This is a genomic window from Burkholderia sp. Ed8, assembly GCF_040761425.1.
GTDB classification, from domain to species: domain Bacteria; phylum Pseudomonadota; class Gammaproteobacteria; order Burkholderiales; family Burkholderiaceae; genus Burkholderia; species Burkholderia seminalis.
Genome location: NZ_CP142885.1, coordinates 2,880,223 through 2,896,841 on the forward strand (window position 1 = coordinate 2,880,223; position 16,619 = coordinate 2,896,841).

Sequence of the window (16,619 nt, forward strand, 5' to 3'; positions counted from 1 at the left end):
GTCGCGCCGGGATGCACACCCGGCGCGCGGGCCGGACTTTTTTCCTTCATTTCATTCAGGACGACATCATGATCTCCCGCCATCGCCGGACCTTCTTCGTTCAGGCTGCCGGCCTGTGCGCCGCGCTCGCGGCCGGCACGCGCGCATTCGCCGCCGCACCGCCCGTCGACGAAAACGACGCGACAGCGAAGACGCTCGGCTACCGCGCAAAGGCGACGACCGTCGACGCAGGCAAGTTCCCGAAGTACCAAGCCGGCCAGACGTGTTCGAACTGCCGCTTCTACAAGGCTGCCGCGGGCGAATCCTTCGGTACGTGCCCGATGTTCGCGGGCAAGGCGGTTGCCGCCGAAGGCTGGTGCAACATCTATGCAAAGCTCGCGTGACGCCGGGCCCGGGCGCGACGGCGCGCCGCGTCGCGGCACGGACGCCGAATACGCGGTCCGTCTGCATGCGCTGATCGCGCTGGGCATCGACCGCGGATACGTGACACGCGGCGAAATCGCCGATGCGTCGCCCGGCGACGCGGCCGACGGTCCGGATTTCGATGCAGCCGCGTCGATTCTGCGCGAGCTCGGCATCGACGTGCGCGAGCATGCGGACGCGCGTACCGCATGGACGCTCGACCGCCATTTCGCGCGGGTGTCGGAAGTCGCGGCACCGCTCGCCGACGCATCGACGCCGCTCGCGGCCGACGACCTGCCCGCGGGCCGGACCAACGACCCGATCCGGCTCTATCTGCGGGAATTGAGCGCGACGCCGCTGCTCGAACGCGACGAAGAAATCGCGCTCGCGCTTCGCCTGGAAAACGGCCGCGCGGCATGCATCGGCGCCTTGAGCCGCGATCCGGCGGCGCTCGCCGTCATCGCGGCGATCGCGGACGACATCCGCGCCGGCAAGGTGGCGGCGTCGGTTTACGTGACGGGGTTCGTCGGTGATGCCGAGCCGTCAGCGCGTGCGCCGACGATGTTGCCGGGCGATCCGACCGTGGCATCGCCGGTTTCCGACGACGGCGCCGGTCTTGCCCTCGACAGCCCGGCGTGGCGCGATACGATCGTCGACGCGCTCGAGCGCGCCGCTGCGCCGGCATCGGCGATGCAGCACGCGTTGCATGCGAACGGTTTCGCGTCGGCCGCTTACCGGGCACTGCTGCGCGACGCAGCCGCATCGACCGGCAGAATTCGCTTCACCTCGCGCGCGATCGAACGTATCGCGCAAGCGAACGGCGCGCGCGCGACTCAGGCGCGCACGGTCGAAAAACGGCTCGCCGATACGCTGGCCGCCTCGGGCATACGGATCGAATCCGCGCGCCACGATTTGTTCACGCGATGCGACGACGTACGCGCATGGCTACACGCATGCAGCACCGCGCATCCCGGCTGCGCGGCCGCCCTCGCCCGTCATGCGCCGGCGCTGCTCGAAGCGCGCAGCGCGCTCGCTCGCCTGGCTGCCCAGTCGACGCTGCCGCTCGACATCGCGATCGCGCTCGATGGGAGGCTTTCGCGTATCGAGCGTGCGATGCAACCCGCGAGAACGAAGCTGTTCCAGAGCAATCTGCGGCTCGTCGTCTCGGTCGCCAAACGCTATGCCGATCGCGGCCTGCCCTTCTCCGATCTGATCCAGGAAGGCAATATCGGCCTGATGAAGGCAGTCGATCGCTACGATCACCGGCGCGGCTTCAAATTCTCGACGTATGCGACGTGGTGGATCCGCCAGGCGATCACGCACGCGCTCGCCGAGCTCGGACGCACGATACGCGTGCCCGCGCATACGGTCGATTCGCTCAACAAGCTGTCGCGGCTCGCACGACTGCACCGGCAGCGGACCGGCGACGTCGCGGACGCACGGTCGCTCGCCACGCAGATGCGGCTGCCCGTCGACAAGGTGCGCGAACTGATGAGCATCGTGCGGGAACCGATCTCCGCCGACCTGCCGGTTTCGCCCGATCACGACCTCACGCTGGGCGACGTCACGATCGACGCGGATGCGCCGACGCCGGAAGAAGCGGCGAGCGCCGGCCAGTTGCGCACCGCGGTTGCCGCGCTGATCGACTGCCTCCCGGTACGCGAAGCGTGGATTCTTCGCCTGAGGTACGGCATCGATGTCGAAAGCGAGTATTCGCTGCGCGAGATCGGCCGGCAACTGAACCTGTCGGCCGAACGCGTTCGTCAGCTCGAGGTATCCGCGCTCGAACGCATCCGGCAATTCCGGCACGCACCGGCGCTGCGCTCGCTGATCGCCTGACGCGGCGGCGCCGGGCGACCATCATTCTGCTCGCACGAAAACTGATCAGGACTGCAACACGATCTGCTGCATTTCTGAACGCTTCCTCGTGTCGCGTTACCGTCCGCGATGTCGCTGGGTCGACCAGGTGGTTCGCCACGCGCCCGGCTGTCGCGGCTTTCCCCGCCTGCACGCACCGGTCGCGCGCCTGGCATGCATGTTGCATTTTCCCGAGCGCCGTCAGGAATCACATTTGCGCCGGCAACAAGCATCGCCGTGCGTTCCCCGACGGCACGGCATGCAGGCGGCTCACATCGATTCCGTTACGGCGCTTTTAATTAGTAATACGTATTACAACACTCAAAAAAACGGAGACAGACGATGAAGAGTAGGACATGGACGATTTGCGCGGCGCTGCTCGGCGCGGCGGCAAGCACGAGCGGTTTCGCGCAGAGCAGTGTCACGCTGTACGGCGACCTCGACGCCGCCTTGCTCTATACGAGCCGATCGCTCGATTCGGCAACCGGCGGCAACGCCGGGCGCCAGTTCGCGCTGACCGACACGGGCATGACGCCGACCAACTTCGGCATCACCGGAAGCGAGGATCTCGGCGGCGGGCTGCACGCGAAGTTCAAGCTGGAGAGCGGCTTCAACGTCACGGATGGCGCGTTCGGGCATTCGAACGGAAACTTCTTCGGCCGCCAGGCGTGGGTCGGGATCGACGGCGGATTCGGCGAAACGAAGGTCGGCCTGCAGTTCTCGCCGTTCGTGCTCGCGATACTCGGATCGGACCCGCGCAACGTCTCCCACTTCGGCGCCGCACTGGTGCCGTACGTCGACAACGTGCTCGTCACGGGCCTCTTCAACCCGAACGCGATTTCGTATACGAGCCCGACGATCGCCGGGCTGACGGCCAGCGCGATGTTCGGCTTCGGCGGAAAGGCCGGCGACTTCCAGGCGGGACGCCAGTATTCCGGAAGCGTCACCTATACGAACGGCGGCTTCATGCTCAACGCGGCGCTCTACGACGGCAACGGCGGCACGTCCCCGACGCCGGTTGCGAGCACGGTCGCGTTCGTCGGCCGCACGATCGGTGCCGCCTATACGTTCGGCCCCGTGACCGGCAAGGCGTCGTTCACGAGCTACAAGGTCGCCGGCTCGTTCAGCAACAACGTGTATAGCGCCGGCCTCGACTATCGCGTCACGCCGGCTCTCGACCTGAATACCGGCGCGTGGTACACGACCGACCGCAACGATTCGCACAATCACTCGCTGCTTGCCGCGGTCGGCGCCGACTACAGCCTGTCGAAACGAACGGGCCTGTATGCGCAGGTCGGCGTCGTCAACAACCACGGCGCGATGAATACCGGCCTCGGCATCACGGGCGGCGCGTTGTACGGGTTGCCGGGCACGACGGTCGGCGTCAACGCCGGCATCCGCCACGTGTTCTGACGCAGCGCTCGCGAACGGGCGGCCGGCACGCGCCGCCCGTTCGGCTGCGCAAGTCGGCAAGGCCGGCACGGCAACGCGGCGCAAACCCGACGCAAACGCGCCCCGCCCGGCGCCGGTCCGGTCGTCCGGCACGCCGATCTCGATGTTTACCCGACCTCAAGTCCGCGACCGGGCGGCCGTCAAGTCAGGAACGCACGCCCAACCTCCGCCGGGAACCCGGCGCGCGTGCCTTCAAGGAGACCCACCCACGTGAACTTCTTCGGAATCGGCCGCGGCCGCCGTTCGACGAGCGCGCTCGTCGGCGACATCGCCGAACAGGCCGGCAGGCTCGGCATCGAGATCTGCGACGTATCGGGCCACGTCGAGGAAGTCGCGGCCCGCGTCGCCCGGCAGGCCGAGGTATGCCATACGCTGCGCGAATCGGCCGCCCTCACGCTGCGCGGCAACCACCGGATCGCCGAGGCCGCGCAGCAGGTGCGCGACGTCAGCGCCAATGCGTCGAATGCGGTCCGGCAGTCGCAGCAGACGATCGAGGCATCGCTCGCGGACATTCACGGCCTCGTCGAGGGCGTCACCACGATCGGCGACCAGATGGGCGCGCTGCGCGACGCGCTCGATCACGTGCGGGCCGTGTCCGAGGAAATCTCCGTCATCGCGCGCCAGACCCACCTGCTCGCGCTGAACGCCGCGATCGAGGCCGCGCGGGCCGGCGAGTCGGGCCGCAGCTTCGCGGTCGTCGCGGCCGAGGTCAAGAACCTGTCCGCGAAAACCGGGCAGGCGACGGCTCAGATCGAGACGACCCTCGCGCGGCTCGCCGAGCAGACCGAGCGCCTGCTCGCGGAAGGCACCGACAACGCCGCGCGCGCACATCGCGTGCGCGAGGGCACGCGCACGATCGGCGAGGTCGTGCACGCGACCGGGCACGCGATCACCGAGCTTGCCGGCGGGGCCGAACAGATCGCGTCGCTGACGGACGAGATCGAGGCGCAGTGCCACCGACTCGACGAGCAGGTAGGCGAGATGGCGTCCGGCGTCGAGAACTCGGCCGACAATTTCTCGCAGGCCAAGGACCGGCTCGGCAATCTGCTCTCCGTTTCCGAGACGCTCATCGAGCTCACCGCCGCAACCGGCATCGAATCGCCCGACACGCGCCTGATCGGCACCGCGCGGAGCACGGCCGCCGCGATCGGCAAACTCTTCGAGGAAGCGGTAAGCCGCGGCGATATCGCACTCGACGCGCTGTTCGACACGCACTACGAGCCGATTCCGGGCACCGACCCGCAACAGTTCATGACACGCTTCACGGCATTCACCGATCGCGTGCTGCCGGCCGTCCAGGAGCCGGTCCTCGCCCTCGACGAACGCATCGTCTACTGCGCGAGCTTCGACCGGCAGTGCTACCTGCCGACCCACAACCGGAAGTTCTCGCTGCCGCAGCGCGCGGACGCCGCCTGGAACGCCGCGAATTGCCGGAACCGCCGGATCTACACGGACCGGACGGCGCGCATGTCGGTATCGCATGACAAGCCGTTCCTGCTGCAGACCTATCGCCGCGACATGGGCAACGGCCAGTTCGCGCTGATGAAGGACGTCTCCGCGCCGATCGTCGTCGGCGCACGGCCGTGGGGCGTCCTGCGAATCGGCTACAGCGTCTGAACCGGGGCGTGCGGGCCGCGCCTATTGCTCCAGCCCCACTCCCAGCGGCCGCTGATCGCTGCGCCCGTGATCGTCGACCACCCGCACCGTATAGCTGCCGGCCGTCCCCGGCTGCCAGAACAGCGCGTCGCCCGGCGTACTGCGGCCGACATACGCATCGTTGACGAACCAGTACAACGCATGCGCGCTCGCATCGGCCGTCGCGTTGAACGCGATGCGCGTCTCCCCGGTGCGCGTCACCCGCATCGCATACGTACTGCCGCGCAGCGGCGACGTGATCCGCGGCGGGTCGCCCTCCACCTGCCCCGCATCGCGGCAGTCCGCATTCTGCGGCGGCCGCCTGCGTGGAATACCGGCCTGCGCGAACACCTGCTGCAGGTCCGACGGCCAGAACTCGAAGATCTCCGTATGCGTGCGCTTGCCGTCGTACGGCGGACACGCGGCCTTCCCCGTCGCATCGTCGATCACGACGGGCCGGTGCACGTTGCTCACGCGAATCGGCGACGTGCCCGGAATGAACCACGTCCAGCCCTGTTGCGGACACCATTCGTTCGGCAGATCGCCGCTCGCGAGACAGATCCGCACGCGCTTCAGCCGCGGCGGCATCGCGCGCGGCGGCTCGGCGAGCGGGCGCTCGGCGTTCATCGCATCGACGACCTGGAAGAACAGCGGCGCGGCCGCATCGACGCCGACGAAGGCCGTATTGGCCGAATTGTCGAAATTTCCGACCCACACGACCAGCACGTACGGGCCGAACACGCCGGCCGTCCACGCATCGCGGAACGACCATGACGTGCCGGTCTTCCAGTACACGGGCACGCTCGACGGCTGCGCGCCGCTCGTCTCGTCGGGGCGCAGGTGCTGGCGCAGCATGTCCATCGTCATGTAGCTCGCGTCGGCGCTCAGCAGGCGCCGGGCGGGCCGCGCCGGCTCGTCCGCGCGCAATCGCAGCGGCCGGAACTCGCCGCGATTCGCGAGCATCGCGTACAGCGCCGCGAGATCCTGCATCGTCACTTCGCCGCCGCCGAGCACGAGCGCGAGCCCGTAGTGCTGCGCGCTCGCGAGGCGGCGCACGCCGGCTTCCTGCAGGAACCGGTACAGATCCGGCGACTTGAGCTGCGACGCGACCCATACGGCCGGCACGTTGCGGCTGCGGTTCAGTGCGTCGGTCGCGGTGATCGGCCCGAGGAAATGGCCGTCGAAATTCTCCGGCGCGTACGGGCCGAACGACGTCGGCACGTCGCGCAGCACCGTCTGCGGATGCAGCACGCCCTGGTCGAAGCCGAGCGCATAGATGAACGGCTTGAGCGTCGAGCCCGGCGAGCGCCGCGCGAGCGTGCCGTTCACCTGCCCGTCGATCGTGCGATCGAAGAAGTTCGCGGAGCCGACCAGCGCCTTCACGCCCATGTCGCGCGTATCGACGAGGATCGCCGCCGCGTTGCGCACGCCGCGCGTGTCGTTGCGCGCGACATAGCGTGCAACCTGTCGTTCGAGCGTGCGCTGCAGGTCGAGATCGAGCGTCGTCACGAGCCGCGCGCCGGCCTCGCTGTCGTCCGCCGCACCGCCCGACGTCGTGCGCCACGCGCCGCGCGCGGCGAGCGCCTGGTCGACCGCATGCGGCGCGTCGAACGGCAGCGCGGACAGCGGCCGCATCGCGAGCGGCAACGCGAACAGCGGCTTCAGCGCTGCATCGCCGGGATGCGTCGTCAGCCAGCGCGCAAACAGCCGGTTGCGCGACGCGGCCAGCGCGCGGTTGATTTCGTCCTGCCCGCCGCGCACGCGCCGCGCCGGGTCCTGCGGAATCACCGCGAGCGCGAGCGCTTCGGGCAACGTCAGCGCATCGGGCATCCGGTCGAAATAGACGACGCTCGCGGTGCCCGCGCCTTCGACGTTGCGCCCGTATGGCGCGTCGTTCAGATAGGCTTCGAGGATCTGCCGCTTCGAATAGAACAGCTCGAGCTGCAGCGCACGCGCGACCTGCGCGAGCTTGCCGGCCGGCGTGCGCGTGTTCAGCTTCCACAGCGAGCGTGCGAGCTGCATCGTCAGCGTCGACCCGCCCTGCGGATTGCCGCCGCGCACGTACGTGATCCACGCGCCGCGCGCGAGCCCGTACGGGTTGAAACCCGGATGCCACCAGAACCAGCGGTCCTCGTGCAGCATCACGGCTTCGACGAGCTGCGGCGACATCCGGTCGAGCGGCACCCATAGCCGGTAGCGCTCGTCCTTCGCGAGCGTCAGGCGCAGCAACCGGCCCTGCGCGTCCGTCACCGCGACCGACGACGGCTTCCAGTCGCGCAGCGGCGGATGCGGCCACAGCCGGCACGCAACCAGCGCGCCGACCACGAGCAGCACGCCCACGAGCCAGTTCTGCCAGCGGTGCAGCCAGCGGCCGGCGCCGTGCAGCGCGCGCCGGACGGCAGAGGCTTCAGCCACGCGTGAGCACTCCCCGCTTTCGACGTGGCGCGCAACGCCGCGGCATCCGCCTCGTCATCGCACGCGCTCCACCGTCAGCGCCGTGCCGCCCGGCGCCTGCGCCTGCACCCGGCGGTCGTACATCGACTCGCCGTACGCGGGCGGCGCGACGAAGCGGCCCGCGTTGCTCGCCTTGATCCGGTAGACGAATTCGCGCACGTCGGTCGTCGCGGTGCCGTAGATCACCACACGATCCTCGCGCACATCCGCGAACTGCGGCTGCCAGGTCGACCCCGTCACGCCGATCGGCGACCGCCACGGCGCATCGGCCACCGGCGCCGACGCGCCGCCGTTGCCGTCGCCATCCTGCGTGTCGGTCGCGGGCGGCGGCGCGATCACCGGATCGAAGCCGCCCGGCAGCAGGTCGACGATCGCGATGTTGCCGACGTTCGCCGAACCCGTCGCGCGGATCTTCAGGTGCACGTCGATCTCCTGGCCGAGCGTGATCCTGTCGAGCGGCTTGCCGTTCGTGTCGGTGTAGTCGCGCACGATCTCCAGCCCGTTCCTGATCGCCTTCGTCGACGTGCCGCGGTCGTAGCCGGACTGGCTCGCGACCCACCACGCCGGCAGCGTGCTGCCGTTCACGAAGTCGACGCGCGACGCGCCGGCCGCCCACGTGCCCGAGCGCACGAGGCCCGCCTGGATCGACGACACGTCCTTCGCGCCGGCACCCGCACGCACCTCGTCGATCGCGAGCCGGTCGAGCTGGCCCGCGTTCGACGCCGCGTATGCGTCGAGCGCGAGAATCGTCATCGCCGACGACAGCGTGTTGTAGCGGTTGTCGACGAGCGGCGCGGCGAGGTTGTCCATCGCGCGCGGCGACAGCTTGCTCACGCGTTCGGGGAAGTGCTTCGCGAGCAGGTACAACACGCTCGCGTCGCGCGTCAGCGGGTCGATGTAGTAGCCCGTCACGTAATCGCCGTCCGACGCGCGCTTGCGTTCGAGCAACGCCTGCGGGCCCGCGATCAGCGCGGCGGCTTCCTTGTCCTGCTTCAGCAGCTGATACGACGCGGCGAGCCATGCGGCCGCGAGATCGTTGTTCCAGTCTTTCGGGTACGCCTCCTGCAACCGTTTCTGCACGGCCGCGAGGCTGTTGGTCGTCACGTTGCCCTGGCGCGTCAGCAGGTACACCGCGTACGCGCGCTGCCGCAGCAGGTCGAGCGAGCCGAGCGCGTCGTTCGCGGCGAGCTTCTGCAGATAGGCGTTGCCGGCATCGAGCATGTCCTTCGGCACCGCGATGCCGCGATCGCGCGCATCGAGCAGCACGTGCATCGCATACGCGGACACGAACGGATCGGCGTCGGGCGTCGCGCTCCACAGCCCGAAGCCGCCCTGCGCGTTCTGCCGGCCGCGCAGCACGCCGAGGAACTGCGCGATCGCGCTCGCGTTCGCCGCATCGGCGCCGGCTTCGGGCGCATGCATCGCGCTCGTCAGCGCGCGCACCGACAGCCACTTCGCCGTGAACACGCGCGGCACGACCGCGCTGACCATCTGCTCGCTGCAGGCGTGGTCGAAGTTCACGAGATACGACGACAGCCCCTCGGACAGCACGAGCGGCGCGGTCGAGATGCTCGCGTCGCGCGACGCGTACGCGTCGTACATCGACCGCAGGTTCGGCACGCTCGCCTTCTTGCCCGGATCGACGCGCGCGATGTCGAGCTGCGTGCGGAACGCGGCGGCCGGCCGCACCGACACGTCGACGCGCTGCTGCGCGCCCTTCGCGCCGTAGCGCGCGCCGAACGACAGCGCGCCCGAACCGAGCGTATCGGTCGCCTTCACACGGAACATCGCGACGCCTTCGTGCTGCGGCGCGAGCGCGACGCTCTGCGTCGCCGGACCGATCACCTGCAACTGCGGGCTCGTCTTCAGCGTGACCGCCACCGGCACCGGCTGGTTGCCCACGCCCGTCAGGTTGTTCGCGACGCCGACGCTGACATCGGCCTCGTCGCCCGGCGCGAGCGTCGTCGGCACGTTCGGCGACAGCACGAAATCGCCGCGCACCGTCGTCGCGCCTTCGAACGTGCCGACCAGGTCCGGCGACACCGACACGGCCATCACGCGCAGCTTGCCGTTGAAGTAGTCGGGCACCGTGTAGCTCAGGCGCGTGTCGCCGTTCACGTCGACGATCCCCGACCAGTAGACGACCGGCTTGTCGCGCTTGCGCTTGAACGGGTTCAGCTGCCGGCCGATCGCGTCGTCGGCGTCGCCGCCGGGCGCGGCCATCGCCATCAGCTTCTCGAAGTCCGGCAGGATCAGGTCGAGGATCTGCGACGTGCCGACTTCGAGCATCCGCTTGCGGAAGAAGAACTTCAGCGGATCGCCGAGCTTGTAGCGCGCGACCTGCAGGATGCCTTCGTCGACCGCGAACACGACGACCTTTGCCGGCTTCGCCGAATGCACGGTGAAGTTGACGGTATCGCCCGGCTTCACCAGCGCCGGCGCCTCGACGCTCACCGCGTTGCGGCGCGCGTCGAGATTCACCGAGAACGGCACGACGCCGTAGCTCAGCGGGCTCATGAAGATCTCGTCCGACGACGGATCGCGGATGTACTGCACGTTGATGTAGCCGTTGCCTTCGAAACCGGCCGGCACCGTGATGTGCTGGATCGAGCTCGTCGTGTCCGCATGGAACCATGCATGCGCGTACACCTTGTCGCGCTCGATCGTGATCAGCCCGCTGCCCGCATAAGGCGCGCGGATCGCGATCTCGACCTGCTCGCCCGGCCTGAAGTCGTGCTTCGCGAGGCTCACCTGCAGCTCGGCGTTGCGGTCGAGCGAGCGCGTGACGTTCGCGGCACCCGTGACCGAATACTCGATCCGGTTCACCGCGGTGCCGTCCGCGCGGCGGATCACGAGCGCGTAGCTGCCCGGCTTGTCGGTACGCAGCGCGAAGTCGAGCCCCGCGGCCGGAATCGACAGCGGCTTCTCGTCCACCGGCACTTCCTTCAGCCGCGAATCGTATTTGTATGCGCCGGAATCCTGCTTGGTCAGCACCGACACGTAGCGCTCCTCGACGAGCTGCGCACGCAGGTCCTTCACGTCGATCGCCTTCGCGCCCGGATCGATCGCGACGAGCCGCACCGAGCGCGGGCTGCCGCGCTTCACGTAGCCGAGATCGTCGACCGACTTGTAGCCGACGAGCCAGTCGTTGTTCGACACGAGCGTCTGCGCGTTCGCCGCGACGTTGCGCCCGCCCTCCGCTTCGTATGCCTTCGCCTGGAAGTACAGCTGGTAGGTCGCGTCCGCGTACTTGTCGAGATCGAGGTCGAACTCGGCATGGCCCTTGTCGTCGGTCGTGCCGTCCTGCAGCGTCGTCGTGTAGCCCTCCTTCGCGCGCCGCGCATCGAAGAAGTGATAGCCCTGCCAGCTGCGGAACGACGGCCATACGGGGCGCAGCGTCAGCGTCGCCGCGACGCGGCGCTTCTCGGCCGGCGTGCCGAACAGGTTCTGCGCATCGACGATGCCCTTCAGCCCCTTCGGCTTCACCCACCCTTCGACGACCTGCTGCGACAGCTTCGCGTCGACCTTCATCCGGTCGGGCAGGAACTCCTTCACCTGGACGGTCGTGCTGCCGATCGGCTCGGCACCCGGCTGGCCGTCCTTCACGATATACAGGTTGACCGTCCACGTGCCGGTCGGCGCCGTTTCGGCGGTCGTGTAGCCGAGTTCGGTGAAGCCCGTCGCATCGACGGTCACCGGCTTGCGCTCGACGGTGATCCCGCGCGGGTCGACGATTTCCGCCTGCAACGGCACGCCGGCCGGGCTGCGCGCCCAGCTGGCCGCGCGCACGATCAGGCCGATGTGGAGCGGATCGCCGGGCCGGTACAGGCCGCGATCCGAGAACAGGTACGCCGACAGTTGCCCCTGGCCCGTCGCGTTGCGCTCGCCGTCGACGTCGAAGCGCGAGAAGTCGAGCTGACGGTCGCGCCCGGCCACCGGCAGGAACGACAGGTCGGTGTCCTTCTTCACGACATACAGTTGCGGACGCTTCTCGCGGTCGAGCCCCTTGAACGCGGGAAAATGCACGACGCCGTCGGCGCTGGTCGTCTGCGTGAACAGTGCCTGACCGTTGACCGCGAGCACCGATACGGTTGCGCCCGCAACCGGCTTGCCGGTGCGGATCGACTGGATGAACACGTCCTGGCTGCCATCCAGCGCCTTCTTGACCAGCATCCCGAGATCGGTCACGACGATCAGGCGCGTGTCGCCGAGCGCGCTGTCGCCATCGTCGCCATTGCCGCTGCTGTCGCCCGCATCGGCGTTGTCGGACTGATCCTGGCTGCCGTCGGCGGACGATGCATCGTCATCCTTCGCGTCGTCGGTCTGCTTCTTCGCGGCCGCCGGATCGAACTTCGACAGGTGCAGCAGGAACACGCCGCGCTTGCCGCCCTTCAGGTACTGGCCGAGATCGATGCCTTCGTAATGGGCCTTGCCGGGCTCGCCGGCCGGGAACGCGCGCGTCTGCACGAAGCGCTCGACGATGTGATCCTCGCTGAACGAATAGGACAGCTCGGGCCGCGCGTACGTGCCGTTGTTGAAGCTCACGAGATGCTGGATCTGGTCGGGCAGCACGCGGCCGATCTCGACCTTCATCCCCGGCAGGTTGCGCGACACGACCGACAGCCGCTTGCTGCCGCTCATCGACAGCAGCGAGCCGTCCGCCATGAAACGCAGCAGCTTCGGATAGTCGGGCACCGTGAACGCGCTCGTCACGGGCTTGCCGAGCAGGTAGCCGCCGGCCGACTTCAGGTCGCCCTCGACCCGCACGACGACGCGCTCGCCCGGCGTCGCGTGGTACTTGAAGCTCTGCAGCATCGCGAAATCGTTCTCGGTCGGCACCGCTTCGAGCGGCAGCGGCTTCGACTGCTTCAGCACCGCGTCGCTGATGTCGGCCACGTTCCATTCGTACGGCGGATCGTCGTCCGACTGCTCGACGCCCGGCTTGCGCTTCGGCAGCACCCACGCCTTCGCGCGCGCGGCGAGATCGGCGCTGCGCACACCGTCGGACGTTTCGGCGACGAGCACCTGCTCGGGCTCGTAGCGCTCGTTGTCGACGAGGGTCGGCGCGACGTTGCCGATCGACAGGCTGTACAGCCCCGGCACGCCGACCGACGCATGCAGCACGTCCGGCGTGCCGTTGCCGCCGCGCGCGCTCTTCACGCCCTTGTCGACGTCCAGCCGCACCGACAGCGGATCGCGCGGGATCTCGAGCGGCTGCGAGTAGACCCACGCGCTCGTCTTCATCTTGTCGTAGTTGACCGTGTAGCGCAGCGGCGACGCGCTCTTGCCGTCGCGGCCGACCAGCACGAGGCCGATGCGCTTCTCGAACTCGGCCGGATCGACCGGGTAGTTGAAGCGCAACTGCAGCAGGGCCTGCTTCTCCGCCGGGTTGTCGGGGTTCTGGTAGAACTCGTTGTTGCCGAAGGTGGCGGCGAACGCCGGCAGGTCGAACGCGAAACGATCGTCGCGCATGATCACCTGCGGCGCGAACACGCGGTGCACCGCGAAACGCACCTCGACGTGCGCGCCGACCGGCCAGTCGGCCGCCGGCGTGAAGCGCAGCGTCTTGTCGTCGACCCACTCCCACGCGCCCTTCAGCGCGGGCGTCATCTCGATGCCGTCGCCGGCCGGCTTGCCGACCCGCTCGATCGGCGCGGCCGACTGCGCGAACGCCACTTCGAGCGGATGCACGGTGATCTTCGGCTTGTCGGTGTCGTCGACCTCGTAGGTCGTGATCGCCGGCGCCTTCACGGTGAAGCCGACGGTTTCGGGCTCGGGCGGCTTCGGACGATGCTTGAACCAGTAGCCGCCGTAGCCGAGCGCGGCCGCGAGCAGCACCAGGCCGCCGGCGTGCCACGGACGGCGGCGCACGGCCGCCGCGGTGATGCCCATCCACGCGGGCGCCGTCCACGACACGTCGCCGACCAGCGGCCGCAGCGCGCAGCCGAGCAGCCACCAGACGAAGCCCGCCACGCGAATCGGCAGGAGCAGCAGGAAGCGCAGCAAATCCATGTTGTTATTTCCTTGTTCAAGGACGTGCGGCCGGCTTCGGCGGCGTTCCCCGAGATTTATCGGTCTGTGGCGGCGCGGCCCTGGTTGCGCCGTAATGCTTGGAATGTTGTGTTCGACCGGATGCTGGCCGCCATTATCGATCAGACCCGAAAGGATGGAAATATCGGTGTGCCGGCGCGCAACGCCGCCCGACGACCGGCCGGACGGGCAGGTTTCGGCTCTCCGCCCCGACCTCGGGACACGGCCGCGCCGCGTTCGCTAGAATGCGCGGCTCGGCAGGATCGAATCGAAATGAAAGGAAACCGCTTGAAACTCCCGTTCGAATGGCAGATCGGGCTGCGCTACGCACGCGGCGGCCGGCGCTCGGCCGGCGACGGCTTCGTGTCGTTCATCGCCGGCGCCGCGATGGCCGGCATCGCGCTCGGCGTCGCCGCGCTGATCGTCGTGCTGTCGGTGATGAACGGTTTTCGCACCGAGGTGCGCGACCGGATGCTGTCGGTGCTCGCGCACGTGGAAATCTTCTCGCCGACCGGGTCGATGCCGGACTGGCGGCTGACCGCGCACGAATCGCTGCGGAACCCGGCCGTGCGCGCGGTCGCGCCCTATGTCGACGCGCAGGCGCTGCTGACGAACGCGGGCAGCGTGACGGGCGTCGCGCTGCGCGGCATCGACCCCGTGCTCGAACCGCGCGTGTCCGAAATCGCGCGCAAGCTGAAGACCGGCCGCCTCGACGCGCTCGTGCCGGGCGAGATGGGCATCGTGCTCGGCGCGGCGCTCGCCGATGCGCTGCACGTGAAGATCGGCGACCGCATCACGTTCTTCGCGCCCGGCCACGGCGCGCGCATCGGCGAGGCGCTGCCGCGGTTCCGCCAGTTCAACGTGGTCGGCACGTTCGAGTCCGGCCATTACCAGTACGACAGCGCGCTCGCGTACATCCACATCCACGACGCGCGGAAGCTGTTCAACGTGCCCGCGCCGACCGGCGTCCGGCTGCGCGTCGACGACCTGCAGCGCGCGCCGGAGATCGCGCTCGCGCTGTCGCGCACGCTGTCGGGCGACCTGTACATCCGCGACTGGACGCGGCAGAACCGCACGTGGTTCGAAGCCGAACGGCTGCAGAAACGGATGCTGTCGCTGATCCTGATGCTGATCGTCGCGGTCGCCGCGTTCAATCTCGTGTCGTCGCTCGTGATGACCGTCACGCAGAAACAGGGCGACATCGCGATCCTGCGCACGCTCGGCGCGCCGCCGCGCTCGATCATGAAGATCTTCGCGATCCAGGGAATGACGATCGGCCTCGCCGGCACGCTCGCGGGCGTCGCGTCCGGCTGCGCGATCGCGGTGAGCATCCCGTGGGTGCTGCCGGCGATCGAGCAGGTGCTCGGCATCCGCTTCCTCACCCCGTCCGTGTACTTCCTCAGCTCGCTGCCGTCGAAGCTGTCGGCGATCGACGTGATCGAGATCGCCGCGGCCGCCTTCCTGATGTCGTGCGCCGCGACGCTGTACCCGAGCTGGCGCGCCGCCCGGGTACGGCCCGCCGAGGCGTTGCGCGACGAATAGGCCGCGCGTTACGCGGTCTCGTGGAAGCCGACGCTGTGGCTGCCGTCCGGCGTGTAGGCGGCGAGCACGTCGAGGCCGACGTCGACGAGTTCCGCGCGCATGCCGGCCGTCTTGTGGCCTGACGGGTCGACCAGGATCGCGGTGCCCGACGACAACTGGCGCACGGTATTCAGCAACGCGAGCGTGCCGCGCGCGGTGCCGGCCGACTGCCCGACCGTCAGCGGCGTGCCGTCTTCCGCGACGAGGCGCTGGCCGGACGTCAGCGGCTGGTTGCGCGCGACGGACGCGTTGAGCAGGCTCATGAAATGAAAACGCGCATCGGCGTTCCGGCCGGCCGCCGCGCGGTCGCTGTCGGTGAACGTGTCGCCGCGCACGGCCGCGCCCTGCGCGGCGAGGTCGACCGCCTGGTCGTGAAACGCGTTCACCGCGGCCACGAGGCCGGCATTCGCGTTCAGCGTCGACTCGATCCACGCGCGGTCGCTCTCCGGCAGGCTCGTCGAGTCGACCTTGATCTGCCCGTTGTCGGTCGTGAAGTCGAACGACGCGTCGGCCAGATCCGGCCGCTTCGCGACGATCTCCTGCATGCTCGCCGCGAGCGGGTCGGTCACGCCGCGCAGCTTCATCGTCAGGTCGCCGACCATCGACAACTGTTTGGTCAGCGCCGCCTGCATCGCTTCAGGATCCAGCGCCCTGACCGTGAGCGGCTGGCCGGGCGGGTTCCCGGAATCCGCCGTATCCGTGCCCTGGCGCCCGTCGAGCGCCGCCTGTGCCATCTGCGCGAGCGACAGGCCGCCCGCAGCCGTAACCGAAATCGTCATTGCCCTCTCTCTCCTTTCAGACTGTTTTTCACGGTTTACGGACGGATTCCACGAAAGTTGAGACGGTATCGCGTCGACACATACAAACTTTGTTTGACTCAAGCTAAAAAAGTTTGACACGGACATTTCACTGAGATAACTTTTGCGCAAGCTTCCGGAAAGCAATCCGGCCCGCCGTGCCGGCTCGTTTCGCGCTTTCCTGCCATTGCCGCACCGCCGTTCGCAACATTCCCGCGTCACCGCATCGCGCCGTTCCGTTTCATCCGAAACCTGAAGGAAGCCCGGTCATGCCTGCGTTTGATTCGCATTCCTGCATTCATTCCGTGCCGCCGCCGCGCTGACGCGCCATTCGCGCTCCGTTCGGGGCGAGACGCCGGTGCGCGTCGCCCGCCGCTTTTGATGGTGCAGTTCCGCTTCATCCGATGCAGT

General features: G+C 68.6%; 8 protein-coding genes. 5 read left to right on the top strand and 3 right to left on the bottom strand.

Annotation, left to right across the window (positions count from 1 at the left end):
- The first annotated feature begins 68 nt into the window (after positions 1 to 68).
- The 4 genes from VXM69_RS13125 (at position 69) to VXM69_RS13140 (ending at position 5,328) form a co-directional block, all read left to right on the top strand.
- Positions 69 to 383, top strand: a complete 315-nt coding sequence (locus tag VXM69_RS13125) for a high-potential iron-sulfur protein (protein ID WP_367188725.1) — start codon at positions 69 to 71, stop codon at positions 381 to 383.
- Positions 367 to 2,241: a sigma-70 family RNA polymerase sigma factor gene (locus VXM69_RS13130; RefSeq protein WP_367188726.1), complete on the top strand. Its 1,875-nt coding sequence runs from the start codon at positions 367 to 369 to the stop codon at positions 2,239 to 2,241. The genes VXM69_RS13125 and VXM69_RS13130 overlap by 17 nt, the downstream gene beginning before the upstream one ends.
- 360 nt (positions 2,242 to 2,601) lie before the next feature.
- Positions 2,602 to 3,672: a porin gene (locus VXM69_RS13135; protein WP_069246006.1), complete on the top strand. Its 1,071-nt coding sequence runs from the start codon at positions 2,602 to 2,604 to the stop codon at positions 3,670 to 3,672.
- 249 nt (positions 3,673 to 3,921) lie between these two features.
- Positions 3,922 to 5,328, top strand: coding sequence for a methyl-accepting chemotaxis protein (locus VXM69_RS13140; protein WP_034186043.1), 1,407 nt, complete (start codon positions 3,922 to 3,924; stop codon positions 5,326 to 5,328).
- 21 nt (positions 5,329 to 5,349) lie between these two features.
- On the opposite strand, the gene pbpC is transcribed toward VXM69_RS13140, so the two are convergent.
- Both pbpC and VXM69_RS13150 read right to left on the bottom strand, forming a co-directional pair.
- A complete protein-coding gene (pbpC, locus tag VXM69_RS13145; RefSeq protein ID WP_367188727.1) occupies positions 5,350 to 7,761 on the bottom strand; it encodes a penicillin-binding protein 1C in 2,412 nt (803 codons plus the stop codon).
- 54 nt (positions 7,762 to 7,815) lie between these two features.
- Positions 7,816 to 13,812, bottom strand: a complete 5,997-nt coding sequence (locus VXM69_RS13150; RefSeq protein ID WP_367188728.1) for an MG2 domain-containing protein — start codon at positions 13,810 to 13,812, stop codon at positions 7,816 to 7,818.
- Positions 13,813 to 14,103: 291 nt separating this feature from the next.
- Here VXM69_RS13150 and VXM69_RS13155 point away from each other — a divergent pair, with 291 nt between their 5' ends.
- Entirely contained in the window at positions 14,104 to 15,372 is a 1,269-nt protein-coding gene (locus VXM69_RS13155) for a lipoprotein-releasing ABC transporter permease subunit (protein WP_124669592.1), read from the top strand.
- An 8-nt stretch (positions 15,373 to 15,380) separates the two neighbouring features.
- Here the strand turns inward: VXM69_RS13155 and VXM69_RS13160 are convergent, their stop codons facing one another.
- Positions 15,381 to 16,190, bottom strand: a complete 810-nt coding sequence (locus VXM69_RS13160) for a hypothetical protein (RefSeq protein ID WP_069246009.1) — start codon at positions 16,188 to 16,190, stop codon at positions 15,381 to 15,383.
- Positions 16,191 to 16,619: the final 429 nt, after the last annotated feature.

What these genes read in the sequence shown, in the direction of transcription:
- VXM69_RS13150 (WP_367188728.1), bottom strand. Translation starts at nt 13,812, where the DNA reads ATGGATTTGCTGCGCTTCCTGCTGCTCCTGCCGATTCGCGTGGCGGGC.
- VXM69_RS13130 (WP_367188726.1), top strand. Translation starts at nt 367, where the DNA reads ATGCAAAGCTCGCGTGACGCCGGGCCCGGGCGCGACGGCGCGCCGCGT.
- VXM69_RS13160 (WP_069246009.1), bottom strand. Translation starts at nt 16,190, where the DNA reads ATGACGATTTCGGTTACGGCTGCGGGCGGCCTGTCGCTCGCGCAGATG.
- VXM69_RS13125 (WP_367188725.1), top strand. Translation starts at nt 69, where the DNA reads ATGATCTCCCGCCATCGCCGGACCTTCTTCGTTCAGGCTGCCGGCCTG.
- VXM69_RS13155 (WP_124669592.1), top strand. Translation starts at nt 14,104, where the DNA reads ATGAAAGGAAACCGCTTGAAACTCCCGTTCGAATGGCAGATCGGGCTG.
- VXM69_RS13135 (WP_069246006.1), top strand. Translation starts at nt 2,602, where the DNA reads ATGAAGAGTAGGACATGGACGATTTGCGCGGCGCTGCTCGGCGCGGCG.